The following is a 26,033-nucleotide window of genomic DNA, read 5'->3' on the forward strand; positions in this document are numbered from 1 at the left end:
AAAACCTTCATAGGGATATTTGGCACAATGTCGTGAGGCAGGACGCTACTCACTATCTTTGGCAAAGCATCTGGATGAAAACCAACTGTTCTCCGCCAGATACTGAACGAACGCCTCGCCTATGGGCATTTTGCAAATTATGTCCTGCCTTTCCTTCTTCCCGACATATCGAACCGAAAATGTCAGTGTCAGCTCTTTGGCTTTTGATGCTGTTTCCAGAAAATCCGTATCCGAAACAAAGCCGCGATCTGCCACACAATTTTTCGGGTCCGGTGATTTGGCTGCAATTTCCGCACTGCAGACGTCTTCCACTGGCGAAAAAGAAATCATCTGGCTTACAGCGCTGCCCGAAGACACAGGAAATGGGTGCGCCATTTCCCTGGGCGTAACGACCAGCCTGTTTTCGTCCCGACTGACGCTGGCAAAGCTCAGCCAGCGTTGATCGAGATCAAGCTTGCCGACCTTAACATTCACGATCACGTCTCGCACGATGGCATCGTGTCCGACGGGACCGGTGTTCACAAAGGACAATTGTCCTGCCAACCGCATGACAATCTTGTTATTCGCATACTGATCAAAGAATACATAAACCGTATCGGGCGCGTAAACCGTTGGCTTTGATCCAGTAAACCATGTTGTCACCTGAATCACGATCGTAGAAATCGACAGAAGAAAAGCGGCTGCGGCTAGCATATCCGCCTTGGTCACGATCACGAAACCAAACAGTGAAATCCAATTTACGGGTGGATCGCCCTTTGGTGCTTTCAGGGCCGGCGGAGTGACAGTCTTCTTCTCATTTGGCACCAAATTTCGCCGTCTTGCAATATTGGTAATCGGGCAGTTTGGTGAGGCTTGGTACTGCCTCAGCACGCCTGAAAAGGTTCTTGCACTGCTCTTCCGAAGGCCGGCTGCCTAATGAGAAGCCTCGAGGCGCTCCCTCCCGGCTGGGCATTGGCGCGGCCTGCGACATTGAAGGGGGACTTTGATCCTTTGATGGGTCTTTGGCTGTTGCTGGCGAGCATAAAAGTGCAGCCGCTAAGATAGGCAGAACTGACCCCAGATTGATTTTGTATTGCATTTTGTCCCCCAGTCGATTTCCCGACCGAGATTGGATATCAACATCAGTGAATTATAGCTAGGCCACCCCCCGCTCGCTTGTCTTGAGGTTTGCGAAGTTCCGGTCGCGAGGCGGTCCCATGAATTTCGAGGCACGACCCTTGTCAGCCGCTCAGAACCAAATTTTCGCTCCCTAGGTGCAGACGGTCCGCTTTTACGGTGACTGTCGACCCATCTCTGCCAGTCAGCGAACAATTCTCGACGCCCAACTGCGGAACGTCCGCTTTTAGAAGGCACCAGTTTGGCCTTTGAGCGGATATTCACTGACCCCCGTCATCAGCAGAGGAGCTTCCGGGATGGCGCACCGCGTCGACGCGCTTCTCAGCGGTACTCCCCAATCATCAGGCGATTCTCCCGCATGTGCTTGCGCTGATCGATTTCCTGGTCGAGCGGCTGCTGTCCGACCTTCTCCTGGAACGTTCGTCAGGATCATCGCGAGACCATTGCTTCAACCACAGGTTGAGCGCCGGGCCGAGGGACATTCCCCCCGGCCCGGCGCTCCGATCATGCGTGAGCGGCCTGACGCTCGGGCCTCCGACGGCGCATCACAACGCCGGTCAGACCGAAGCCGGCGATCATCATCGCCCATGTGGCGGGTTCAGGCACGGCGCCAAGCGTCTGGACCGCCACGAACGGCTTCAGGTCATTGGTCAGGAACAGCGCCTGTCCGCCTTGTACCGTCGTGGTCAGGCCGTAGCCGAAGCTCTGGACACCCGCCGTCAGCGGGTTGGCGACGATTTCGGCACCAGTGGCGAACTGATCGCTGATATCCAGCGATTCCTTACCGAGCGAAATGGAAGCGCCAAGATTGCCCAGCAGCGTGTTGACGCGCGCATTCGAGAATTGGCCGAGTGCATTGCCAAAAGCGTCACGCTCCGACTCCCCAGCAACGAAGAAAGTACCGCCGCGACTGAGGAAATCGCTGATTACGCCGGTTTCGGCGACAGTGAAGGCGCGGCTCGGGAAAAAGGCCATAAACAGATCGGTGCCAGCCAGCAGTTCTGCGGTGATCGTGCCAAAAAAGCCCGTGGCGGTGACGCCCGCGAACGAATTATAGGCATTCGTCAACTGCCCGGCGATCCCGAAATTCTCCGAATCTCCCATGATGCTGACCTTGGTGCCGCCGCCCAGAATATTCTTCGCAAACGTCACATTGCCCGCCAGGCTCGCCGCGCCGGTCGTAACACCGGTATTCAGCCTGAACGCCGTGGTGGCGTCACCGGCCACGATCAAGGTGCCGGCGCTGGCGGGCACTGCTGCGGCCAAGCTTGCGGCGCATGCGATCAAACTCATAAGTCCCAATTTCATCATAAACCCTCCGTTAACCAGATACTTGGGTTACGAAGTGATCATGACTCGTGCGTTACCGTCGCGTGACTCCGAGGAGCGAACCTTCTCATTTTCGCCACTGTCCAACTATGAGGCAGTTCGGCTGATCGCGATGAGCGAGGGGCGCGGCGGCTGACCCGGCTTGAAATCGGGCCACCCGGTCAGCGCCGTACTCGCGCCGTCGGCGCGTTCCGCCGGGTGCTGGATCGCGAGGAACATGGTCTGCCCATCAGGCGTGAAGGCCGGGCTGCAGCATTCGGACTGGATGGGCGGCGCATAGAAGAGCCTGGGCAATCCTGCGCGAAGGCCATGGACATCCATCACCCACAGACCATCGTGGTTGCGCGGGCCGGGACCGCCACTGCACACCCAAAGCCGCCCTGAAGGATCGAAGGCGATATTGTCCGGCTCGACGAACCAGCCCTCTGCGCTGGTATCGGGATGAAATTGCGCGCCATCTGCGGGGTTGGCGGGGTCGCCGCACAGGATGAATACGCGCCAAGTGAAAACATCGGCACCGTGATCGCTCGCGGGCGGAATCATCCGCAGAATATGGCCATGCGCATTGGCGGGCCGGGGATTGGCCGGGTTCACTGTGTCCGCTGTGCGTGCATCATTGCCGGTCAGCGCGATGAAGACGTGACCGGTCAAGGGATCGGGTTCGAAGCCCTCAGGCGAGTCCATGGGGGTACAACACCGAGCCGCGCGAACACCTCCGGCCTGGCAGCATCACCGGCAAGGAGTATGTGATCGAGGGCGGGACGGTGCCGACGGTCCGAGCCAACTGGATGATCGCCGGCCGCGAGCAGGAAAACGCATTCCACTTCGGTCGGTGCCTCGGGCACCGCCCAGCCACCAATAAGACGATAGACAGCGTTCCGCAGCTTGTTGATCTCACCGTTCAGTTTTGCGAGCGAAGCGGGTGCACCCGCACCCAACGTCCCAAGCAAGACCGTCATCAGGTCAAGCGTGCGCGGCAGCAATCCCGCCACGCGATCGCCCGGGCCTACGCCGCTTTCCGCCAGCATCGCCGCAAACCGGGATGCGCTGATGCGCAGATCGTCGAAGCTCAGTTCCTCCACCCGCCCCGCGCTGGAAAGGACGCGCAGCGCCACGCGCACCTCGCCAGTCCAGCCGTCGCATAATACAACACAAGCATTGGTGCGCTCGAGCGCATTTGCCGAAACCACGTGATCGCCATGCGATACGGCAAGCGCGCCAAAGGCGGTCGAATAGGATGGAGGAGCGTCTTGCATATTACGCCGCCTCTGCGGCCTCCCGGACCGGCTGTTCCTGCCGGATCAGCTTTGCGAGGATACGACGAGCCTGAATGCCAGCGATGTCGGTCTCGAGGATTGCGGGTTCGAGTTCGAAGAATTCGGCCCCGTTCATCAGTTCGTGGCAGCGATGGATGACGGGTTCGTCCTCGTCGATGAATGCGCTCAGCGCTACCTCTCCCATCGTCTTGGTCTTGGCTTCGTTGTCCAGCTCCACATCGCGAGAGAGTGCGAAGAAATAGTGGCAGGTTTGTTCAGTCTCCGGAACGATCAGGTGCGCGCTGGGCATGTGGACGCCGGTTCCCTTGGGCATCCCGACCCCGGTCGTGCTGATGTCCAGCAGCAGCGCGCCTGCAGGCTCCCAGCGCATGAACGCGAAGATATCGCCGCGCTCCTGGGGATAGAACGGCTTGAACAGAGCCGTCGGCGGCGAATTCCGGAAAGTATAGTTGGAACGAACGATGTTCCCCTCGGTCTTGAAATCATAGGAGAGCGATGCACCCAGCGAATGCTCAGGGTCCACGCCCACGGTGTTGGGGTGCAGATAGGTCGCGTGGGTCAGGTCCAGCAGATTGTCGATCACGAGCTGATAGTCGGCGTTGATCTTCAGATATCCGGTCACGCCGGTCCAGCCTTCGCGTTGCCCGACGAAATACAGATCCATGATATCGGCCGGATCGGCTAAAGCGGGATCGCCCATCCAGACCCAAAGCGCGCCATCCCGTTCCACGGCGGGATAGCTGCGGGTATGGGCGCGCGGCGGCACCTTGCCCTGCCCGTGGGGGTTGAGACGACACACGCCGTGCTTGTCGAACTGAAGGCCGTGATAGCCACATTCGATGAGATCGCCCTTGATGCAGCCGAGCGACAGAGCCGCGAAGCGATGCGGGCAGCGGCCGTTCAGCGCGGCGAGCGTGCCGTCGCTTGTCCGGAACAGGACGATCTCTTCGCTCAGGATCTTGATGCCCACCGGATTGTCGGTGACGTCGGTGCTCCATCCGGCGCAATACCAGCTATTCCTGAGAAACTTCGTCATGTCGCGCTCTCCGTTCTGATATTCATTTCTGATCAAATCGCCGCAGGCACCCGATCGCTCTCCAGCGCGGGGCGCAGCGCCTCGCGAAACGGCGTCGGATCGCGGCCCAAAAGCTGACGCAGGACATTGGAATTCCCGACCAGTCCATAGCGGTCGTAGTGATCCAGCATTGCCCGCAATTCCGCCGCGGCGCTTGGCCCAAAGCCGAGGCCGGCGGCGACAGCCTCGACGCGCGCCGCAGCGTCCCCTGCCACTGCCGTGACCGGACGACCAAGCAGGTCGGACAATTGCCGCGCCATGCTGCCGAAATCCAGACGCTCCGGCCCGGCGAGTTCGTATGTCGCATAGCCGTGGCCCGGCTCGGTCAACACGACCGCAGCGGCGCGCGACAGATCCTGAAGCGCAACGGGGGTAAACGGCCTTGTGATGTCGAAGCCCGGCGTCAAAGTGCCGTTGGCCCGGTCCAGAAAGGCCAGCACCGTCTGCGCATACATGGCCGGCTGGAGGATCGTCCATTCCAGCGGCGAATGGCGCAGATGAAGCTCGACACGCGCCTTGCGCCAGTGATGCAGCATGTCCGGCGTCGCGGCGTGCAGGACCGAATGATAGACGATGCGGGGGCAGTGCGCGGCCTCGGCCGCTGCGATCACGTTCCGGCCGAACTCCTCCTCGCGACTATCGAAGACCGGCGGGATATAGTGAATGGCAGCCGCCCCCTCGATCGCCGACAACAGCGACCTTACGTCGCCCAGCTCCGCCGTGCACCATTCGATCTCTGTCGGCGGTTTCGGATGACGGCCGATGCCGCGGATGCGGCGGTTCCGGCCCGCGAGTTCGGAGAGCAGAGCTCCGCCCGTTTGCCCGGAAGCACCAATGACCGCGATCAAACCCGTCTGCATCATCTCGCCAATCAGTGCTGATGGCCCTGGGAACATGTGCGGGCTGGATTATAAATAAGGTCCAGGTCGGCCATCTTGCCGAACAGGCCGATGATGTCGCGCGGCGAATCATCCGCATTCAGTTCGCGGTAGATGGTGTCGACCGTCACCGCGATCCGTTCCGGATCCTCCCAGGCGCCGAATTCCGCGAGCGCGATGTCCTGTGCGGCTTCCCAGGCGTTCATACCGGCGGCGTGGCGCCGGATCGTCTGCTCTTCGACATAAGCGAGGTAGGACCGCATGGCGCGCACGCCGTCCTTGTCGGTGACCGGTCCGTGGCCCGGCACGATCGCATCGACATCCATGCCGAGCATCAGATCGCACGCTGCGAGCCAGTTTCGGACCGGCCCTGCCCACATGATCGGCGTGCCCTCGACGAAAAGTATGTCTCCGGTGTAGAGCACCTTATCCTCCGGGACATGGACAAGCAGATCACCTGCAGTATGGGCGGGCCCGACCTGGATCAGGTTGACTGTCTTGTTCCCCACCATCAGCGTCTTCTCGCCTGTAAACGTCTCGTCGGGCAGACGTAATTTGACCCCGGCGAAATCGAACGGAGTGAATACGGCCTGCAGGAACTTGCCGAGCTGGCCCATGTTCGGTGCGTCGGCCATGAGGGCAGCGAGCATCTCGGGTGGAGCCTCATGCTCCATTTCATGGGCACCACTTTCCGTAGCGATGATCCGGGCATTGGCTACCAAACGGTTGCCGAACGTATGATCGCCATTGGCGTGCGTGTTCACGAGCTGGGTGATGTCCCCCGCGCCGATCTTCGTCGCGTCCCTGATCGTATCAAGCATCTCGGCGGTCAGCGGCTCATCAAATAGTGTGTCCACGAGCAGCGACTGATCGCCGTCGGAAATGAGGCCCGCATTGCTGTAGCCCCAGGTTCCAGACGGTTGGAGATAGGCGAAATGGCCATTTCCCAGATCGTGCAATCCCTTCGTAAATGGTATCAAAGCCTGGCCCTCGCCTTATCATACATCGACGTGTTGGACGTCGATTGTACAGTTGCACAATAGAAATCCGCCAAAACTTACCTTCCGACATCCGAAATATCGGAAAAGCGGCTCATCCACGGGATTTCGCTCTATTCAACTGACATGGAAACAGGAGAGGTGCAACATAATATAGACAATCGTATAATCCTTATATACCAAGCGAACATGAGGCCAAGCGCAGCCGCGCGTCATTAAAGGCGCCAACTATAATGCGCACGAGGGAGGGTATGATGAGGAAGAGCTTGCTTGCCGTGATGTTGGGGACGGCGGCTTTCGCCGCATTTCCCGCTGTGGCCCAAACGACCGTCGGCGACGCCGCTGCGCAGAGCGATGAGGCCAGCGACGGCGCGATCGGGGATATCGTTGTCACCGCGCAGAAGCGCTCGGAAAGCATACAGAATGTGCCGCTTTCCATCACCGCGCTGTCCGGCGACAGCCTTGCGGAGCGTCATATCGACGGCATCGCCAGCCTGGCGACCGCGGTTCCCAACGTGAACTTCGGTACCTATGGTGGCGCGGCGCGCATCTCGATCCGCGGTATCGGCTTCGACACGATCAATCCCGGCGGGGAAGGGCGCGTCGCCTATCATCTCGACGGTGTGTATGTCTCCCGCCCGGCGGCCACCTTCGGCACATTCTTCGACATCGAGCGCGTCGAGGTGCTGCGCGGACCCCAGGGAACGCTTTATGGCCGCAACGCGACCGGCGGCTCGATCAACGTCGTGACGCGCAAGCCGACCGACGAATTCGAGGGCTATGTCCGGATCGGCTATGGCAATTACAACGACATCACGAGCGAAGGCGCGCTCGGTGGCCAGATCGCCAGCGGCGTCGATTTCAGAATTGCGTTCACGACCGAAGATCGGGACGGTTACGGCAACAACGTTGTTACCGGCCGCGAGATCGACAATGCCAAGCGGCGCGGTGCGCGCGCGGCGCTTTCGTTAAAACTGGGCGAGACCGGCACCTTCGATCTGACCGGTGATTACTATCGCGAAAACGACCGCAATTACGGCAACCATTATCTGGGTCAGGCAAATCCGTTCATCACCCCCTCGGGCTTCTTGTTCGGCGGTTTCGTGCCGAGCGACAGGCGCGACATCGCCAACACGTTCGATCCCTCCAACGACCGCACATTCTGGAGCATTTCGGGGCGGCTCGAGATGGATCTGGGCGGCGTCACCCTGCGTTCGATCACCGGCTATCGCGACAGCGAATACGCGGTGCGCACGGATCTGGACGTGACGAGCGCCGCGCTCAGCGATTTCTCCTTTTTCGAAGAGGGACGCCAGATCAGTCAGGAGTTACAACTGTCGGGCGACGCAGGCGCGCTGAAATACATCGTCGGCGCCTATTATTTCGACGAGAAGATCTTCGGCGGATCGGCCATTCCGCTGAATGCCGCGCTGGTCGGCCTGCCCGACGGTTTCGTGCAGGGATATCGCGTTGAAGGCGACGTGCGAACCAAGGCTGCGGCAGGGTTCGGGCAGTTCGATTACAGCATCTCGGACCAGTTCACCGCCACGCTCGGCGCGCGCTATAGCTGGGAACGCCACAGCATTGACGATTTCCAGCAGTTCGACCTGTTCCGGCCCTTTCCGCCGCGGTTGCCGAACCTTCCGCTCTACACCCGCACCGATGCACGCTCCGAAAGCGCCTTCACGCCGAAATTCGCGGTAGAATACCGGCCGCGAGACCGCCTGATGTTCTATGCGTCGGCGTCGAAGGGCTTCAAGAGCGGTGGCTACAATATCGGCGACAATAATGGCGGCTTCGCCCCGGAGAAACTCTGGGCTTACGAAGCCGGCATGAAGGGCACGTTCGCCAACGGACGCGTCCGGATCAATACGTCCGGCTTCTATTACGACTATCGCAACCTCCAGGTTTCAAAGGTCGTCCTGGCGAACGTGCTGATCGAAAATGCCGCCTCTTCCGTCATTTACGGCGCGGAAGCCGAATTGACGGTGGTCCCGTTCGACGGGCTCCAGATCGAGATTTCGCCGGCCTGGCTCCATACGAAATACAAGGATTTCGAATCCGCCAATCCCGCGAATCCGGGTAATCCCAATCCCGTGCGGCTTGACGGCAACCAGTTGACGCAAGCGCCGGAAATATCGCTCAACATGGCGGCCGAATACAGTCATGCGATCGGCGACAGCGAGTTCTCGATACGCGGCGAAATGGCGTTTCAGGATCGCATCTACTTCACGCCGTTCAACGAGAAGCCGGTGTCGCGGGTGCCGAATACGAAGCTGAACGCCTTCCTGAACTACAAATGGCGCCATTTCGATTTTGCCCTCTACGGCCGCAACCTCACGGACAAGACCACGATCGCCAACGGCCTCGTCAGTTCGATCGCAGTCGGCCTGCCGATCACCGGCACACTCGATGCGCCGCGGACTTACGGCTTTCAGGTCGGCTATCGTTTCTAACATATGCCGCCGCGCCTCCGGGCGCGGCGGTCTCGTCACAAACGGGAAAGAGGATCCATGCGTCTCATAACCTATGCCCGGCACGATCGGCAATTTCTCGGTGCGTGGATCAACCAAGACGCGCAGATCGTGGATCTTCACCATGCCGCAACCCTTCGCAAGCTAGCCGAACTACAGCCATTCAAGTCCATGCTCGATCTGATCGAGGCGGGCGATTTGGCCTGGGATGAAGCCAGGGCGTTGATCGCGGATGCACCATCCGAAGCCCTCCTGCACTCGCGTGACATCACGCTGCTGCCACCGCTGCCGCGGCCCGTCCAAATGCGCGATTTCCTGTGCTTTGAGGGGCATCTGATCGGCGCGTTCAAGGGCATCGCCAAGCTCGCGGCGCAACTCTCCGAAAATCCCGAGCAGCGGATGCGCGAAATCGAAACGCGCAATGATTGGCCCATTCCCGAAATTTGGTATCGCCAACCTATCTATTATACCGCAAACCGGCTGGCGATCGCTGCGCCCGAAGAGGATATTGTCAGGCCGCATTATTCGCGCTTCTTCGATTTCGAACTCGAATTCGCCGCGGTGATCGGCAAGGGTGGCAGGAACATCGCCAGGGAAGAGGCGCGCAGCCACATCTTCGGTTATACCATCTACAATGACTGGTCAGCGCGCGACGAGCAAACGCAGGTCATGCAGGGTATGCTGGGGCCGGGCAAGGCCAAGGATTTCGACCAGGGTGTGACGCTGGGTCCCTGCATCGTAACCGCTGACGAGTTGCCGGATCCCTATGACGCGATCATGAAGGCGCGCGTGAATGGCGAACAATGGTCGCTCGGCAATTCCGGAGACATGTATCACAAATTCGAGGACTGCATCGCCGACGTGACGCGCTCCCAGACCCTTTTTGCCGGGGAGGTGATCGGATCCGGTACCGTCGCCACCGGTTGCGGGCTTGAACATATGCGTTTCCTGGCCGATGGCGACGTCGTCGAACTGGAAGTGTCGGGGATCGGCGTCTTGCGCAACAGGGTGGTCGGCTCGACGCAGACTGGCTAAATCTCTTGGCGCGGCGCAACTAATTGCCTAGACGATCGTCTAACACCCCGAAATGACGGATCACGCATTGCCGCGCATCGCACCCGAAAAGAAGGACATTCCCCCGCGTGACCGTATCCTCGTGGCAGCGGAGCGTCTTTTCGCGAGCAAAGGGTTGCACGGTGCCGGGCTGCGCGAGATCGCACGCCAAGCCGAGGTAAACGTCAATCTGATAGGCTATCACTTCAACAACAAGGAGGAACTCTACCTCCAGGTCCATCATACCCGAGCGCTTCAGATCAACACGATGCGCGAGGTGTTGCTTGAAGATCTGGATCATCGCTACTCCCCAGGCACTCCGCCGGTCCAAGATATCATTCACGCCTTCATCCATCCCCTTTTTGAACTAAAGGCGTCCGATCCCGAAATATGGACCAATTTCATTCGGTCCTACATGCGTGAGATGGGCACTGACATCTGGCGCACGATGAACGAAAATTCGCTGGCGCCCGTCATGCGCCGGTTCAGCACAGTATTGCACCGATCACTGCCCGCTGCGAAGCGGAGCGACATCATCTTCATTCTCGGCATGGCCATCCATAGTTCGGTCATGGCCACCGATCCTGACGAAGCGGCAATGGTCGGCAAAAGCCTGGCGGACGATCTCTCTCCCGACGAACTTGAGGTTCGTCTCATTCGCTCGCTGACGGCTGCTGCGCTCCAGTTTTCATGATCACGGCACAGTGTTCATCCGCGTAAGTTATTCGTATGGAAAACCCTTCGGTCGACATTCGACCCTTTGCTGACGTTCAAAGAGCGGTCATGGTTTCCCGCAATCAGCCGTTCATTCATAATCGTACGCCGAATAAATCGTGTGGCCCCCAATCAGTTGGGTAACCGTTCGCCACAAAACAGGCGCATGATGACAATCGATCAATAGACTCGACCGCCCGTCAAATCCTTCTATGGGTCAGGCATTGCCGCAAAATCTTCAAGTGCGCGGCGACAGAGAGACACTGGAGTGCTCCCGCTTAAGCCGGAGGATCCTATGCCTTATTCGTCTAATCTCGCCGTACAGATTTTCCTCGACCGTCTAGGATCGCGGACCAAGCTGGGTAGCGAGGAAATGGACGTAATTCGTAGTCTGCCGGGGCAGAAGATCACGGCGGGCGGCGATCGTGACTTGGTTCGTCCAGGAGACTCCGTCGATCACGCATGCCTCATCGTCGACGGGGTGGTCGGCCGGTTTGGCCAAATGCGAGATGGTCGTCGGCAAATTACAGCCTTCTATGTGGCAGGCCACATGGCAAACCTGCAATCGGTGGTATTCCCGAGCACAGGCGCGTCGTTGCAAGCTTTGAGCCCCGTGACGATTATCAGGATGCCGCATAAAGCTCTGAAAGCAGCCGCAGCGAAATATCCCGCCCTTGCTGATGCGTTTTGGCGGGAATGTGCTGTCGATGCCTGCGTGCTCGCGCAGTGGATCGTCAATCTAGGTCGCAAGTCTGCGGTTGCCCGAATGGCGCATCTGCTAGCCGAACTTGGGCTGCGTATGGAGGAAGCCGGTCTTGGAACAAGCCACCGATACCGGCTCGAGCTCACGCAGGTTCACCTAGGCGATGCACTTGGCCTTACCAGCGTGCACGTGAACAGGGTCTTCAGACAACTACGCGAGGCTAAGGTCGTCACCGTATCCAAAAGAGTAATTGAGATATGCGACTGGAATGCTTTGATCAGCATTGGAGAATTTGATCGCGACTATCTCCATATTGATACAAAATGCTGGGATCTGCCTAGCCATCGCCGAGAGGAGAACCACGCATCCAGCGGCATAAGCATGCAAATGTAGCAACCTGCGCAAGATAACCCAGCAAAGGTAGCAGATTGATGCCCTATGGCTGTGTTCGATAAGTCCGTTCCAGAATGCCGACCGTCCGCTTCCCAACAAGCTTCGACAATCCTGCTTCTCCAATGCGATCAAGCGATCAAAGTCGACCAGCGGGTTTGGATGGAAAAAGCAGGCCGTAGGAAACCGACCCTTTCCGGGCGCTCATCCGTCGGCTCTCGATCCCTCAGTGCAGACGGTCTCCAATCACGGCAACTCAAAATCGTTATCATGCATTGATGCCTTGGCGCAAAGCGTCTGCTGACGACGGAACCGGCCGCTCGCAAGCCATTAAACGACCAAGCATCAGCGGATCCTGGACCTGAAACCAGTCCGCCGAATATTTTGATGTTTTGCCGGGTCATTTCAGCACCGTAGGCGTTGAAGCGAGGATGACACCCAGCGTTGCGTTTGTCGGTTCCGGCCCGACTGCCATTTACACCCTCCAAGCTCTGGTGAGCCAAGCGACGGAGTCATTCGATCTCACCATATTCGAGGAGCAGCCCTTTATCGGGCGTGGCACGCCCTACCGCCCGGGGTGGAATGACCCAGCGATGCTGTCGAACATCGCCAGCGTCGAGATACCGCCAATCCAGGAGACACTAATCGATTGGCTGAGCCGACAACCGGCGGAACGGCTGATCGACCTGGACATCGAGCCAGCTGGCCTGGACGATCGGACCTTTTATCCACGTGTGGCACTGGGGGAGTTCTTCTTCGACCAATTGGCCGCGCTGATCGAGCGGGCTCGGTCGAACGGCGTCAACGTGACGGTGCGTTCATCGTGCAAGGTTCTCGACGCCGTCACCGCGGACGACGGAATGACGCTGACCGTTCGCCCAAAGCGTGGCGCTTTTTATCAAGAGCGGTTCGACCATGTCGTCCTGGCGACTGGCCATCAATGGCCTGCCGAACCGGAAGTCCGGCCAGGCTATTTCCTAAGCCCCTGGCCTGCCACGGCTTTGGCAAAAGTCCCCCCGGTTGAGATCGGCATTCGTGGGTCGTCCTTGAGCGCGATCGATGCCGCAGTCGCGCTGGCTGTTACGCACGGCGCGTTTGTCGAGGAGGGCGAAGAACTGACCTATGCGCCCGCTGAAGGGACCGACGATTTCCACATGACTATGATGTCGCGCAAGGGCCTGTTGCCGGAAGCCGACTTCTATTTCGCCATCCCGTATAAGTCCCCTCTGATATGCACGCCCGAGGCGATGGACGCCATCATCGACGCCTTGGACGGCAACATGCTCGACAAGGCCTATGATCTTTTCCGGCAAGAGCTTTTCTTGGCCGATCCCGATTACGCCGCATCCATTGCGCTTGAAGCACTGGCTCTGGAGGACTTTTCCGACCGGTATTTCGCCGAGCGCGTCGCATGCGACCCGTTTATATGGGCAGAGCGCAACCTTGCTGAGGCGCAAAAGAACTATGACGCCCGTTATACCGTGGCATGGCGCTATGCGATCCTGCGGATGCACGAGGTTATCGAGCTGCTGGTTCCCCATTTCGAAGACACCGATTTCAAGCGCTTTTCGCGCTATTTCAAACCGGTCTTCGTGGACGATTACGCGACCGTCCCACATGAATCGATCAAACGCATGCTGGCCCTACACCGTGCCGGCAAACTCTCCGTCATAGCGATTGGCGACAAATATAGGATCGACAGCCATGGCCGCGAAAGCGGCGCATGTCTCGAGGTAGGCGGCGACCGCACCCATTTTCCGATATTCATCGAAGCGATGGGCCAGCGGGCGTTGTCAGCGAAGGACTTTCCTTTCCCGTCCCTCTGCGAACAGGGAATTGTCCATGATATGGCGACAGGCGAGGGAGCACCTGAGCGCGGTATCGTTATCGACGATCAATATCACCCAGTAGCCCCAGGCATTCCTGACGACCAGCTATTCTGCCTGAGCCTACCATTTCTGATGGGGCGCCACCCTTTTATCCAGGGGATAACCAGTTCTCATGAGATAGGCTTGGTGGTTGGCGCGGAACTGTCGGCAGTAATCAGCCGGACGGCAGCTAACGCCAGCCGCGCGGTGGCCCTGTGAAATTGTTCGCAGTCTATATCGGCGGTGAGAGGGCGGGTGCCAATATAGAGGTGCACGACATGCGTTTCGTGGTCGCCCCATCCATCGATCAAACTCACGCGGAGCTTCTGCGCCAATGGTGGGGAAAGCGAGGGACTCTGCATATCGACTGCTGGGCCGAGCTTAACCATGCTGATGGATACGATGTGGCGCTCCGTCCGGAGCCCTTTGTAGGCGAGGAACGGCTCTACTTCATCAATTTGGGTGGATATGACCCGACAGAGTTTGCCGAGCGGCATCGCAATATTTTCGTGGTTGCGGCCACCGAAAATCAAGCGAAAGCGCGGGCAATCAAACGCGCCAGCCATTGGGTCGAGCCGCACCGCGACGATATGTACGAGGCCGAGCAGGCATTTGGCCTTGCAAATACGGCCAGCGATCAGATCCTCTTCATCCATCTCACGCCGACACAGCCGGTCAAGGATCTGGCGTTCACCTGCGACTATATTCCGATACACGGACGCCCCGCCAAGTCCGGCTGAGGAGCTTTTTCGTCCTTCGCGCGCTTTAGTCCTGTTGCGATCGCAGACAGTCAATAAAGAAGGAGATCACCATGAGCATCAAAGGCGAGATCAAGGAAGCCGCTGGCTATCTGAAGGAAGAGGCCAATGAACATGGCAAGACGCCCGAAGCGCAGAAAAAAGCGCAGGAGGGCCGTGACCTGAGGAACGAGGGCCGGATAGAGGATGGGAAAGCGCCCAAGTCGTCCACGCCCGGAACTGGCGAGAAATAACATGAGACCCCCGCTTCTGCGGGGGTTTTCCTTTGCGCCCTGATCGATGAATGCAAGTCGATCAGGCGATCTCGCCGCCCAAGCGCAGCCTCAGAGTGAAGTCGATGCCGCCAGGTGGTCCCCAGGCGCGAGGTGTCGGATATATTGGACGGAAGGTAAGCGTGATCTGACACGTCTCATGGCGCAAAATACACCCGACGTTGAGTGGTTTGTGATGGTTGGTCTAAAGCATGTTTAAAGTCACCGTTCGGAACCGACCCTTCCTGGGCCAGCAGGGGCCGATCGAGGTGCCGACCGCCCGCCATCTCATTGGCGTTGCTAAGCAGTCACTGGTTATACTGAGCATAGCCTTTCCGAGCATCACGCGGACGGCGCCTCGTCCGCGTTCAAGGAGGTGGGCTGCGAGCGCAATTTTCATGGCGTGGGGCGTCGCCGCTGCTAATATCTCGGCATGAGTTCTGATGATCAAGACCTGTATAAGCCCATCACGCCTGCCCTAGATCAGTCATGGGAGGCCGATCGCGTCGAGGCGCTGAAGGCATATCGCATCCTGGATACCCCGACCGAGCCTGAGTTTGACGATATCGTCCGCCTGGCTGCGGAGACGTTCAGTGCGCCAATCGCGGTGATCAATCTGGTGGCAAGGGACCGGCAGTGGTTCAAGGCGGAGGTGGGCATTGGCGCACGAGAACTACCGCTCGACGTGTCGATTTGCGCGCACGCGATTTTTCAGAACGACTTCATGGTCGTCCCCGACACGCTGGACGATCCGCGTTTCTTGGCCAATCCGCTGGTCACAGCGGAAGGCGGCCTCCGATTCTACGCCGGAGCCTTGTTGCGCAGCGCGGTCGGCTTGCCGATTGGCACCGTGTGCGTCCTTGACAGAGCGCCCCGTCCAGACGGGATCACACCGCATCAGCGGCTGGTCCTGGAGGTTCTTGCACGGCAGGTCATGACGCAGCTGGAATTGCGTCGTGCACTTGCTGAGCAGGAGCGGAAGGCTAATGATCTGGCGGAGTTCACGAAGCAGCGCGCCTTGGACCAGACCGCTCTCGTTGAAATCGAGGAGCGCTACCGACTTGCGGGGCGCGCAGCCAATGACGCCGTCTGGGATTGGGACTTCGCGACCAATCAGGTGATCTGGAACGAGGCGCTCGAAGCATGCTTTGGTTATGCACCGGCTGATGTCGAACCGACCGGCGATTGGTGGATTGGTCATATCCATCCCGATGATCGGGATCGGGTGGACACCAGCATCCATGCCGCGATCGACGGTAATGCGGGCAGCTGGAGCGATGAGTATCGCTTCCGCCGCGCGAACGACAGCTACGCCATCATCCTGGACCGCGGCAACATCATCCGCGACGCCGATGGACGTGCGACGCGAATGATAGGGGCTATGCTCGACGTATCGGAGCGTGAGAAGAACCGCGCCGCGCTCGAGATGAATGAGGAGCGGATGAGGCTGGCGACTCAGGCGGCAGATGTCGGTTTTTGGGATGTCGATGTGGTCCAGAACATTTTGATCTGGCCACCGATCGTTAAAGGCATGTTCGGCATCTCTCCCGACGTTCCCGTATCACTGCGTGACTTCTACGAAGGGCTGCATCCTGCGGACCGCGACACTACCGCCGCCGCCTTTGATGCCGCCTGCGATCCCGAGAAACGCGCGCTTTACGACATTGAGTATCGAACGGTCGGGAAAGAAGATGGCCTCGTCCGTTGGGTATCGGCGAAGGGACGCGGCGTCTTTGATGGCGACGGCCGATGCCTGCGAGTCATCGGAACCGCGATAGACGTCACCAAGCGAAGGCTCGCTAGTCAGGAACTGCGCGATAGCGAAAGCCGCCTGCGCTTTTTGCGGGAATTGGATGACGCTTTGCAGGCCGCAACCGACGCCACAATGGCAATGACATGCGCCGCGGAACTGCTGGCACTGCGGCTCGAGGCTTCGCGATGCGCCTACGCAGACGTGGATGATGATAGCGACCGGTTCATTATCCGGGACGACTATGTCGCGCCCGGGGTGTCGACATCTGCCGGCGTGTATAGCCTCGATCTATTTGGCTCACGAGCGGTAGCGGACATGCACGGCGGCAAGACGCTGGTCGTAAGCAACGTCGGTGTCGAGCTCGCGCCGACGGACGGAGCGGACATGTTTCGCGCTATTGGGGTCGAGGCGATCATATGCTGCCCGTTGGTCAAGGAGGGCCGGCTCGTCGCGATGATGGCAGTCCATCAGGATCGACCGCGCGACTGGCATGAAGAGGAGATCGGTCTCGTCGAGGCCGTCGTCGAACGCTGCTGGGCGCATGTCCAACGGATCGGCGCCGAGGCTCGCCTTCGCGAAAGCGAGGAGCGTTACCGCACGCTGTTCGAGGCGGTCGATGTCGGTTTCACGATCGCCGAGATCAAGTTCGACGGCACTGAAAGGCCGGTTGACTATCGACTGCTTGAAATGAACCCCGCATTCGAACGACAGACTGGAATGGGCAGCTTGGTCGGCCGGTGGGTGCGGGAGGCATTACCGGGATTGGAGGAGCATTGGTTCGAGAAGTACGGCAACGTAGCCGCAACGGGCGAACAGATTCGGTTTGAAGACTTTGCCGCGCCGATGGGGCGCTGGTTTGACGTGCACGCATTCCGTACCGGAGCGCCGGGTGCCAACCTTGTCGCAATCCTGTTTAACGACATCACACAGCGTAAGCACTCGGAAGAGGCGTTGCGCGATCTGAACGATACGCTGGAAGCCCAGGTAGCAGCCAGGACCGCCGAGCTACGGCTGAGCCGTGATATCATTGAGGCGACCACCTCCCCAATTTGTGCCTTCGATACTGACTATCGGCTGATAGCGTTCAACAAAGCGCACAATGACGAGTTCAGACGGGTCAACGGCTTCGATACCAAAGTCGGCGATATATTCCCGGACATGTTCATTACCGGGCAGCGTGACACGATGCGCTCGTTGATGAAACGCGCTCTGTCAGGGGAAAGGTTCACGATCGTCGAAAAGTTCGGTCGAGCGGAGTTCGGGCAGCCGTGCTGGGAGATACATTATACGCCGCTGCGCGACGCAAGCGGTGAGATCATCGGTGCCTTTCATCTTGCCACCGATATCTCCGATCGCCTGCATGCCGAAGAGGAGCTGGCTCTGGCGCAGGAAGCACTGCGCCAGAGCCAGAAGATGGAGGCGATGGGCAGTCTGACCGGCGGGGTGGCGCACGACTTCAACAATCTGCTAACCCCCATCATCGGCAGTCTAGACATGCTGCAGCGAAAGTCGGTTGGCACGGAACGTGAGCAGCGCCTGATCGGCGGCGCTTTGCAATCGGCAGAACGCGCCAAAACGCTCGTTCAGCGCCTCCTTGCATTTGCCCGTCGGCAACCACTCCAGTCTCAGGCGGTTGACGTTGGCGCGCTGGTTTCCGGAATGACCGATCTGGTCGCGAGCACATCCGGCCCTCTCACACGGGTGACTGTCGATGTAGCTGATGACCTGCCGGCGGCGATGGCCGATCAGAACCAGTTGGAGATGGCTCTCCTCAACCTCAGCGTGAATGCGCGCGACGCCATGCCGGAGGGGGGACGCCTGAGCATCGCCGCGCAAGCAGTCGATGTGGAACCCGGACATGCTTCAGGACTCAACCCCGGGCGCTATGTACGGTTGTCGGTGGCGGATACGGGCGTGGGCATGGACACAGATACATTGCGCCGCGCGATCGAGCCATTCTACTCCACCAAGGGCGTCGGCAAGGGCACCGGTTTGGGACTGTCAATGGTTCACGGCTTGGCAGGCCAGCTCGGCGGAACCCTTACGATTGACAGCCGCCCAGGGGTGGGCACAGATGTTCAGCTCTGGTTGCCTACCACAGATAAGACAGTGTCGGCATCAGAACGGACAGCCGACGCGATCGTAACTATCGGGGCCGGACGTGCCCTCGTCGTAGACGACGAGGAGCTTGTTCGCGCCAGCACCGCGGACATGATCGCAGATCTCGGATTTGATGTCGTCGAGGCGAATTCAGCCGAGCGTGCCCTCCAGCTGATACAGGACGGACTCGTCCCTGATGTCCTCGTCACCGACCATCTCATGCCCGGGAAAAGCGGAACAGAGCTTGCGCGGGAGGTCCTTATGCTCCTGCCCGAAACGCGCGTGCTTATCGTGTCCGGTTATGCAGAGGCCGAGGGCGTCGCGCCTGATCTCCCGAGATTAGTGAAGCCATTTCGGCAGGCGGATCTGGCCGCCAATATCATGGATTAGTCAGTTACTTTCGTCATACCGACCCTGACTCGCCGTTTAGGCGAAAAGTTTTGCTCCCCAGCTGCAGACAGTCTGCCATTCCGGCGGCTGTCGGCCTCCCCCAGTCAATTTCTTGCAGATCGACAAACGGCTTTGTTGGCAAGCGAGCGCTGGCGCGGTGCAGACTTGGCACCCTTATTTTGCGACGGCTACGACATTCACAAATACCATGAGACGGATATGGCGCTAGATTATAACTAAAAATTTAGGATCTGATTAACGAAATCCTAAAATAGCAACCCGTCTTTCAATTTAAACAGCTCGTCGTAATAAGACATTTAATTGTACAAAACCGACCTTTCGCATTTTGACCTGCCATTGATCCATGAATAAGCTGTGAGCAGATCCATAGAGATCGTGTGTTCTTCGCACTTACCTGCAACTGCACAATAACAACCTGGGCCGCCACACCGATCGAAGAATCGCGTGTGCAATACGCACAGGAGAGAATGATGGCCCGTCATGGTATTTATCCAAAGGAAATCGTGCCGCCGGTTTCCGACTATTACGATTCCGGTCGCTTCGGCCGCATGTTCGGCAAATTGCCTGCATTCGCTTCCGATACGCCGCAGGTGCGCAGGGCTTTGCTGGACATCGGCGCACCAGCCGGCCCGATGGATGCGAACGAGGATCTGAGCGCCGACCCGAAATTACTGATCACCGACCTCAACTTGTCCGCCAACAATAATAACAATCCCCACCTCAGCGCTGGCATGACGTTCCTGGGCCAGTTTCTAGACCATGATATGACGTTTGATCCGACCTCGAGCCTCGAGCGGCAGGTGGACCCCGAGCAAATCGCGAACTTCCGAACCCCCTCACTCGCGCTGGACAACGTCTATGGTGCGGGGCCTGGCGCCAGCCCGCACCTTTATGATCAAAAGACTGGCCAGGGTATCAAGTTCCTGCTCGAGAAAACAGGCACGACCGGCAAGAACGATGTGCCGCGTAACAGCCAGAATGTAGCGCTCATCGGCGACCCGCGCGACGATGAAAACCTGATTATCTCTCAATTGCAGGTGGCCTTTCTGCGGTTTCACAATGCCGTGGTCGATTACGTGAAGACCGAAATTGGGTTGGTTGCGCCCGGAGAGGTCTTCGCTGAAGCGCAGCGCATCGTGCGTTGGCATTATCAGTGGATCATCATCCACGAGTTTCTGAAAAAGACATGTGGGGACACGTTGGTTGAGGACGTGCTGGAGAACGGCCGGAAGTTCTACAAATGGCGCAATGAGCCGTTTATTCCGGTCGAATTTTCGGTTGCGGCTTATCGGTTTGGCCATAGTCAGGTGCGGCCATCCTACCGCGCCAATTTCAAGGGTAATCCAGGGAATCAACCTTTTTTCGCGCTGATCTTCAAGGAGACGCCGTCTGACCCGCTGGATCCGGACGACCTGTCGGGTGGATGCCGCGCCAAGCGGCGGTTCATTGATTGGCCGACCTTCTTTGATTTCGGCGATGGCGAGGTGAAGCCCAACAAAAAGATTGATACGACTCTCTCCACAGCCCTTTTCCGACTGCCCGGAAGCGTCGTGCCCGATCCCAATGCCAAGACCAATCCATCATCGCTCGCACAGCGCAACCTACTGCGCCATCTCACCTTCTCGCTTCCATCGGGCCAGCGCGTGGCCAAAGCGATGCAGATACCATCGCTGACGAAAGCCGATCTGGTGATGCTTAAACCTTGGGGGATGGACGATAATACGCCACTCTGGTTTTATATCCTGCGTGAAGCCGCCATCCTGGAAGGTGGCGAACGTCTTGGTCCGATCGGCGGCAGGATTGTGACCGAGGTTTTTGTTGGCCTGATCGACGGCGACCGCACCTCGTATCGATCGCAGGATCCAGAGTGGCAGCCCTTCCTGCCGACCGTCGATCCCGCGCGACAGGGGGACGACTTCACCATGGTCGATCTATTGCGCTTTGCCGGTGTCGCATAAAATGGTGCGATCATTCGTGGGAGTTGTAATTCTCGAGTTTCCTTGAGCGATGTCCCCATATGGGGAATACTTGAACGTCAAAAGTCCAACAGTTTCACGACGTTGGTTTCCAACCGAATTCAACACGGCCACCGGGTGATTGCGACCCATCCGGTGGCCTATTTACGCCGGTCATCAGCGATCGGCGCGTCTGCTTCGATGATCGACCCATCTTTGCCGCTCAGCGCCAATTTTCTTGGCCCAGCGGCGGAAGGTCAGCTTTGCCAGCAGCCTTGAACTCATTTTTTCGTTTAGCGCGCTGGGCACCCTCGCTGATGACTCCCCGCGCCTTGAATTTGGAGCCTCCGGTTGAGCTGGGACGCTTCAACCTGCCGGCGGCGCGACCCGTTAGCATCAAATTGGGACAGCATTTGGCCATCGAACACCTCATTTACAATTGATTACAACGATTTTCCGCAGGTCCGGTGTAGGCAGAATAGATTCTGGCAAACAAATTTAGCGTTGCCCGAAAGTCTTAAGTTAATGAAGTAAATATCAGAGGTGGGATTATGTTTAAGAGATTTTCTATTTCGTTATTGGGAATTTTTTCCATCGTTTCGATTCCAGCTCAAGCTGCGACTTACGTAACAACGAATCTCACGCCGGTTGAAGGCACTATGTGGCAAAGAGCTGTTGATGTTCTCTTGTTTGACGCTGTGCAGCAGCCAGTACGCATCGATTTTGGCGCAGGTTACGGCATGGGTACCGTGACGATGACCGGCTTTAATGGCGGACGCCCGGCGCTTGCCTACGCACCCATTGCGAGCTCAGATTTATCTGGGTCTTTGAGTCATCTCAATTACACACAGGATCTGGGCAATGGCGACACGCTTGTCTCGTCCACGACCGGCACAGCCGTAGCGATGATTGACACCCCGCTTAGGGCTTCCGCCCCTGACAATGGCATTGCCGGCTTCACGATGACGTTCACGCTTGATAATGGCACGTTTTCGGCTGGATCTCTTTTTCTTGCCGGCGGTCTACAGCTTGCGGATACCCTTAATCCGACATCCTTTTTCAGCCCTGGCAGCGATTTCGGCGGGCCGCTCGAGGTGTCGCTTCCGGGAAAGTACGGCGACACACCGCTGATTCAGGTCGGTAGCGACGATTTCGGTGTGCTCTACGGTGCCCAAGCTGCGGGCAGCAGTGAAACGCGGGCTTTTGCGCTGATCGAAGATACGAATTCATTTTCAGTTCGCTTCTTAAGCGATCCAATATTCTCCAAGTCCCACCCGTCGCCGATTTTCTCATTTGCGACATCTACTAATGCAGTTCCTGAGCCTGCTACCTGGGCAATGATGCTGGTCGGATTCGGTGCCGTCGGGGGTGCGATGCGCTCCAAAAACCGTAAGGGGATACCTTCCTTCATCTGAAGCGGACTACGGAAAGTTGGAACGCCGCTGACGCGGGTCGGCGGCGTTTTTTTCCGATCCTAAAGCACAGTGCTTGAACGACCAATATGAGACGCCAAAGCCTACGTGGTTACTCCTCGAAAACGGCCGTCCGTTCATCCCTTTTTCCGCGGGCTCAAAACTGGCACACAGACGCGCCAGGGCTGAGCAATGAATTTTAAGTCATTTTGTCGGCCCATGCAAAATAACCGCCGGGCTCGTCGCAATCGGCCGGCGGCATGTGGTCCACGCGGCCAGCAAGCGGTTCCGGAAATGGCAACGGTCTAAAATCTCACCGTAGGTCGTATGGGTCGATCACCGCGACGCAATTTCGCGTTGTCGGTAGGCCCTTGGAAAGTCGAAATTTCCCATTCAATTACCCCGTGTTCAAACGCGATGCTTTGCAGCGCGGCAATCGGTGGTCAATCTATGGAAAACTATAGATCTCATAAACTGGAGCGAATGATTTCGACCAAATCTAAGTGGATCTAATTTCCCGATAAGTGAGCGCCTTGGCTTCCGCCAAGGTTGCGGCCTTAAGCTTTTGGCGGGCGCACTTGAGATGCAGATCCACCGTGACGCGTGCCAGCCCGAGCTTGTGCGCAACCGCATCGCCCTTCATTCCCTCGGCAACGTAACGAAGGCAATCTCGCTCTCTGATGGACATCGGGCGGCACCCCGCTAGCGACGCGTTTGATCTCACCCATTGAACAGTGATGAAAAATTCTGCTTTCGCGCCGGCAATCAAACCTATCGTTGACCGATCATTCTCTACCAAATAGATAGGGAATCGTGAAGGGCGGCGCCAGGTGTCGTGTCCCCTAACGCAGGGAACAAGACATGCAGACGAATTCAACCTGATTCCGGCGCGGGCATTCCGGCCCATCCTATAGAGAATTGAGGCGATTGCCCTAGGCGGCACTGCGAAGGGCAGCGCGGCAAGGCGCTGCTACAGCAATTACAATAGACTGCTCGGCCGTGACCGGAAGCGATGCAGCACGTCTGCCGTCCGCGACCCTGTTTGCGGGCGAACGATGCCGCGCGCCTTCCGCATGCACCGGGGCAGGGAGGTATTCTTAAAATGTCGATCGTTTCCAACCGTAGCCGCGTGCTGCTGGCTGTAGGTTCCAGCTTCCTGGCCCTGCTGGCCACGCCAGGGGTCGCCGAAACCGGTCCCGCGGCCAACGCCGGTGAAGAGGCCGCCGAAACGGCGGTCACGGACGGCGCCTCCAGTGCCAATGACAACGAGATCACCGTGACCGCACGCCGCCGCGCAGAGCGCGCGCAGGATGTGCCGATCGCCCTGACGGCGGTTTCCGGCGACACGCTGGAGCGGGCCGGGGCGATCAACCTCGTCCAGATTGCCCAGCTGACGCCAACCCTGGTGATCCGCAACAACAACGCGCGCAACACTTTCGTCAATATCCGAGGCCTTGGCTCCAACTCGGATCAGAATGACGGGTTGGAAATCGGCGTCGGCTTCTATGTCGATGACGTCTATTACGGTCGCATCGGCGGGTCGCAATTCGATCTGGTTGATCTCGACCGGGTCGAGGTTTTGCGCGGTCCGCAGGGCACGCTCTTTGGCAAGAACACCACCGCCGGCGCAATCAACATCACCACCCGTGCGCCGTCGTTCGACACGGAGTTCGCCGGCGAGGCTACTTATGGCAGCGGCGGCTACCACCAGGTCCGAGGCTCGTTCAGCGGCCCGTTGATCAACGACATCGCGGCCGTCCGTATCACCCTGTCCGACACCCACCGCGACGGGACGCTGTACAACATCTATAACGACCGGAAGGTCAACGATTACGACAATTTTTCGGTCCGCGGGCAGTTGCTGCTGACACCTACGCCGAACCTCAATATCCGCATTATCGGCGATTACTCGAAGCAGACAAGCTATTCGCGCGCCGCCAGCGTCGTCGGCCTGTTCACCAAATATGCCAACGGTGCGACGCTAACGAACAACTGGCTCGATCGCGCGACCCGTGCCGGATACACGCCACGCTTCGACATCAACGATCCTTTCGCGCGCGAGGTCGATGTCAACGGACCGATCCAGGCCGACATGAAGGGCTACGGCGTTTCGGGGAAGATCGACTGGGATCTTGGGGCGGTTACTCTGACCTCCGTGACGGCCTGGCGCGGCTGGGACTGGTTACCCGACAATGACACCGACAACACCCCCCTCGCGATCACTTTGCGCAGTGGTACCGACAATCACCAGCGGCAGTTCAGTCAGGAATTCCGCGTCGCTTCCAACGGTGATCGAAAAATCGATTACGTCGCGGGGCTATATTATTTCTGGCAGAACGTGAACGCGCTTGGCCATTACCAGCAGGGTCCGGATTCGGCGCTGTGGAACAACCCCACCGCCAATCAGACCCTGGCCAATTATGCGCTGGACGGGTTCCTGTCTTACTCGGTCATCGAGCCGGTCACAAAGAGCTACGCCGCGTTCGGCCAGGCCACCTGGCATGCCACGGATGCGCTCAGCGTCACCGGCGGCCTGCGCTTTACATATGAGAAGAAGACCGGCCTGTTCGATCAATACACTGCGGCTGGAAACGACCTGTCGCTGCTCAGCCAAGCGGATCAAAGCGCCGCGCAGAAGCTGCGTGACGCGATCTACCCGGAGAAGCGCTACACCACCGGCCTCAAGGACGATGCGGTTACCGGCCAGATCACCGTCGCTTACGATGTCGCGGACGATGTCCTCGCCTATGCGACCTATTCGCGCGGGAGCAAGTCCGGTGGCCTGAGTCTCGGCGATCTTCCGGCGGGCGTGTCCCCGGTGGTCAAGCCGGAGAAGATCAACGCCTGGGAAGTGGGCGTGAAGAGTCAGTTCCTTGACCGGAAAATCACGCTGAATGCAGCTCTCTACTGGACCGAAGTTACCGATTATCAGGCTGGGGTTACGGATTATATCGGCAATACCAATTCTACCATCCGTTATATTTCGAACATTCCCGGCGTCCGCTCGCGCGGTGTCGAGGTTGACCTGGCCGTGGCACCTACGCGCAATCTCCGCCTCACCGCGTCGGCCGCCTATAACGATGCGGTCTACAAGGATTACACCAACGCGCAGGTCGCACCGGAGAGCCGCAATCTCACCCAGGTTCAAGATCTGAGCGGGGTCCAACTCGCGAATGCGCCGAAATTCATTTACAGCCTCGCGGCAGACTTCACCCAGCCGCTCAGCCTGATTACGCCGGATGACGAGGCCTATCTCCGGTTCGACTTCAATCACCGGTCGTCCAACGATACCAGTGGCAGCAACTCCATCTACACCCGCATTTCCCCCTACGGGCTGGCCAATGCGCGCGTCGGGCTGCGTTTCCAGAATCAGCGTTACGATTTGGCGCTGTGGGTCACCAACGTGTTCGACAAGGAATATTTCGATTCCCTCAGCGCTTCGAACCAGGGCCTGATCACCGGCGGCCTTGGTAGCGAACGCCAGTTCGGTGCCACATTACGCGCGCAATTCTAAGGAA

General features: G+C 58.5%; 20 protein-coding genes. 12 read left to right on the forward strand and 8 right to left on the reverse strand.

All coding sequences use genetic code 11. The features are described from left to right. Positions 1-45 precede the first annotated feature (45 nt). The 7 genes from FHS49_RS04400 to FHS49_RS04430 form a co-directional block, all read right to left on the reverse strand. On the reverse strand, positions 46-804 hold the full coding sequence (locus tag FHS49_RS04400) for a hypothetical protein (protein ID WP_184015590.1): 759 nt from the start codon (positions 802-804) through the stop codon (positions 46-48). An 816-nt stretch (positions 805-1,620) separates the two neighbouring features. Then, positions 1,621-2,409 carry a PEPxxWA-CTERM sorting domain-containing protein gene (locus FHS49_RS19555; RefSeq protein ID WP_246350266.1) on the reverse strand — a complete coding sequence of 263 codons (789 nt, stop codon included), beginning with the start codon at positions 2,407-2,409 and terminating at the stop codon, positions 1,621-1,623. 123 nt (positions 2,410-2,532) lie between these two features. Then, positions 2,533-3,096, reverse strand: a complete 564-nt coding sequence (locus FHS49_RS04410; protein ID WP_246350268.1) for a PhoX family protein — start codon at positions 3,094-3,096, stop codon at positions 2,533-2,535. Beyond that, positions 3,093-3,701, reverse strand: coding sequence for an AMP-binding protein (locus tag FHS49_RS04415; RefSeq protein ID WP_184015594.1), 609 nt, complete (start codon positions 3,699-3,701; stop codon positions 3,093-3,095). The genes FHS49_RS04410 and FHS49_RS04415 overlap by 4 nt, the downstream gene beginning before the upstream one ends. A gap of 1 nt (position 3,702) precedes the next feature. Beyond that, positions 3,703-4,758: an aromatic ring-hydroxylating oxygenase subunit alpha gene (locus tag FHS49_RS04420; RefSeq protein ID WP_184015596.1), complete on the reverse strand. Its 1,056-nt coding sequence runs from the start codon at positions 4,756-4,758 to the stop codon at positions 3,703-3,705. A gap of 32 nt (positions 4,759-4,790) precedes the next feature. Next, complete coding sequence (locus FHS49_RS04425; protein ID WP_184015598.1) at positions 4,791-5,660, reverse strand: SDR family oxidoreductase; 870 nt, start codon at positions 5,658-5,660, stop codon at positions 4,791-4,793. An 8-nt stretch (positions 5,661-5,668) separates the two neighbouring features. Next, a complete protein-coding gene (locus tag FHS49_RS04430; RefSeq protein ID WP_221240362.1) occupies positions 5,669-6,634 on the reverse strand; it encodes an MBL fold metallo-hydrolase in 966 nt (321 codons plus the stop codon). Between the two features lie 293 nt (positions 6,635-6,927). Between FHS49_RS04430 and FHS49_RS04435 the strand changes: the two genes are divergently transcribed. The 11 genes from FHS49_RS04435 (at position 6,928) to FHS49_RS19565 (ending at position 22,518) form a co-directional block, all read left to right on the forward strand. Continuing rightward, a complete protein-coding gene (locus tag FHS49_RS04435; protein WP_184015600.1) occupies positions 6,928-9,129 on the forward strand; it encodes a TonB-dependent receptor in 2,202 nt (733 codons plus the stop codon). 57 nt (positions 9,130-9,186) lie between these two features. After that, on the forward strand, positions 9,187-10,182 hold the full coding sequence (locus FHS49_RS04440) for a fumarylacetoacetate hydrolase family protein (protein WP_184015602.1): 996 nt from the start codon (positions 9,187-9,189) through the stop codon (positions 10,180-10,182). A gap of 52 nt (positions 10,183-10,234) precedes the next feature. Further along, a complete protein-coding gene (locus FHS49_RS04445; RefSeq protein WP_184015604.1) occupies positions 10,235-10,894 on the forward strand; it encodes a TetR family transcriptional regulator in 660 nt (219 codons plus the stop codon). Between the two features lie 315 nt (positions 10,895-11,209). After that, positions 11,210-12,010, forward strand: a complete 801-nt coding sequence (locus FHS49_RS04450; RefSeq protein ID WP_184015606.1) for a Crp/Fnr family transcriptional regulator — start codon at positions 11,210-11,212, stop codon at positions 12,008-12,010. A 428-nt stretch (positions 12,011-12,438) separates the two neighbouring features. Continuing rightward, a complete protein-coding gene (locus FHS49_RS04455; protein ID WP_184015608.1) occupies positions 12,439-14,094 on the forward strand; it encodes an FAD/NAD(P)-binding protein in 1,656 nt (551 codons plus the stop codon). Then, positions 14,091-14,615 carry a DUF1543 domain-containing protein gene (locus FHS49_RS04460; protein ID WP_184015610.1) on the forward strand — a complete coding sequence of 175 codons (525 nt, stop codon included), beginning with the start codon at positions 14,091-14,093 and terminating at the stop codon, positions 14,613-14,615. Before FHS49_RS04455 ends, FHS49_RS04460 begins: the two co-directional genes overlap by 4 nt. A 71-nt stretch (positions 14,616-14,686) precedes the next feature. Then, the gene (locus FHS49_RS04465) at positions 14,687-14,866 is read left to right on the forward strand and encodes a hypothetical protein (RefSeq protein ID WP_184015613.1); all 180 of its coding nucleotides are present in this window, start codon (positions 14,687-14,689) and stop codon (positions 14,864-14,866) included. Positions 14,867-15,317: 451 nt separating this feature from the next. Next, positions 15,318-19,127, forward strand: a complete 3,810-nt coding sequence (locus tag FHS49_RS19560; protein WP_184015621.1) for a PAS domain-containing protein — start codon at positions 15,318-15,320, stop codon at positions 19,125-19,127. Positions 19,128-19,615: 488 nt separating this feature from the next. Beyond that, on the forward strand, positions 19,616-21,106 hold the full coding sequence (locus FHS49_RS04475) for a peroxidase family protein (RefSeq protein ID WP_246350269.1): 1,491 nt from the start codon (positions 19,616-19,618) through the stop codon (positions 21,104-21,106). Between the two features lie 42 nt (positions 21,107-21,148). Continuing rightward, on the forward strand, positions 21,149-21,382 hold the full coding sequence (locus FHS49_RS04480; RefSeq protein ID WP_184015623.1) for a hypothetical protein: 234 nt from the start codon (positions 21,149-21,151) through the stop codon (positions 21,380-21,382). Between the two features lie 272 nt (positions 21,383-21,654). Next, positions 21,655-22,518 (forward strand): PEPxxWA-CTERM sorting domain-containing protein, encoded by an 864-nt coding sequence (locus tag FHS49_RS19565; RefSeq protein WP_246350270.1) that lies wholly within the window; start codon positions 21,655-21,657, stop codon positions 22,516-22,518. A gap of 496 nt (positions 22,519-23,014) precedes the next feature. On the opposite strand, the gene FHS49_RS19985 is transcribed toward FHS49_RS19565, so the two are convergent. After that, entirely contained in the window at positions 23,015-23,422 is a 408-nt protein-coding gene (locus FHS49_RS19985; RefSeq protein WP_425502663.1) for a helix-turn-helix transcriptional regulator, read from the reverse strand. A gap of 195 nt (positions 23,423-23,617) precedes the next feature. Here FHS49_RS19985 and FHS49_RS04495 point away from each other — a divergent pair, with 195 nt between their 5' ends. Further along, positions 23,618-26,029: a TonB-dependent receptor gene (locus FHS49_RS04495; RefSeq protein ID WP_184015627.1), complete on the forward strand. Its 2,412-nt coding sequence runs from the start codon at positions 23,618-23,620 to the stop codon at positions 26,027-26,029. Positions 26,030-26,033 lie beyond the last annotated feature (4 nt).

This window comes from Sphingobium boeckii (assembly GCF_014199215.1).
Classification (GTDB): Bacteria; Pseudomonadota; Alphaproteobacteria; order Sphingomonadales; family Sphingomonadaceae; genus Sphingobium_A; species Sphingobium_A boeckii.

What these genes read in the sequence shown, in the direction of transcription:
- FHS49_RS19555 (WP_246350266.1), bottom strand. Translation starts at nt 2,409, where the DNA reads ATGAGTTTGATCGCATGCGCCGCAAGCTTGGCCGCAGCAGTGCCCGCC.
- FHS49_RS04415 (WP_184015594.1), bottom strand. Translation starts at nt 3,701, where the DNA reads ATGCAAGACGCTCCTCCATCCTATTCGACCGCCTTTGGCGCGCTTGCC.
- FHS49_RS04420 (WP_184015596.1), bottom strand. Translation starts at nt 4,758, where the DNA reads ATGACGAAGTTTCTCAGGAATAGCTGGTATTGCGCCGGATGGAGCACC.
- FHS49_RS04425 (WP_184015598.1), bottom strand. Translation starts at nt 5,660, where the DNA reads ATGATGCAGACGGGTTTGATCGCGGTCATTGGTGCTTCCGGGCAAACG.
- FHS49_RS04435 (WP_184015600.1), top strand. Translation starts at nt 6,928, where the DNA reads ATGAGGAAGAGCTTGCTTGCCGTGATGTTGGGGACGGCGGCTTTCGCC.
- FHS49_RS04440 (WP_184015602.1), top strand. Translation starts at nt 9,187, where the DNA reads ATGCGTCTCATAACCTATGCCCGGCACGATCGGCAATTTCTCGGTGCG.
- FHS49_RS04445 (WP_184015604.1), top strand. Translation starts at nt 10,235, where the DNA reads ATGACGGATCACGCATTGCCGCGCATCGCACCCGAAAAGAAGGACATT.
- FHS49_RS04450 (WP_184015606.1), top strand. Translation starts at nt 11,210, where the DNA reads ATGCCTTATTCGTCTAATCTCGCCGTACAGATTTTCCTCGACCGTCTA.
- FHS49_RS04455 (WP_184015608.1), top strand. Translation starts at nt 12,439, where the DNA reads ATGACACCCAGCGTTGCGTTTGTCGGTTCCGGCCCGACTGCCATTTAC.
- FHS49_RS04465 (WP_184015613.1), top strand. Translation starts at nt 14,687, where the DNA reads ATGAGCATCAAAGGCGAGATCAAGGAAGCCGCTGGCTATCTGAAGGAA.
- FHS49_RS19560 (WP_184015621.1), top strand. Translation starts at nt 15,318, where the DNA reads ATGAGTTCTGATGATCAAGACCTGTATAAGCCCATCACGCCTGCCCTA.
- FHS49_RS04475 (WP_246350269.1), top strand. Translation starts at nt 19,616, where the DNA reads ATGATGGCCCGTCATGGTATTTATCCAAAGGAAATCGTGCCGCCGGTT.
- FHS49_RS19565 (WP_246350270.1), top strand. Translation starts at nt 21,655, where the DNA reads ATGTTTAAGAGATTTTCTATTTCGTTATTGGGAATTTTTTCCATCGTT.
- FHS49_RS19985 (WP_425502663.1), bottom strand. Translation starts at nt 23,422, where the DNA reads ATGGGCCGGAATGCCCGCGCCGGAATCAGGTTGAATTCGTCTGCATGT.
- FHS49_RS04495 (WP_184015627.1), top strand. Translation starts at nt 23,618, where the DNA reads ATGTCGATCGTTTCCAACCGTAGCCGCGTGCTGCTGGCTGTAGGTTCC.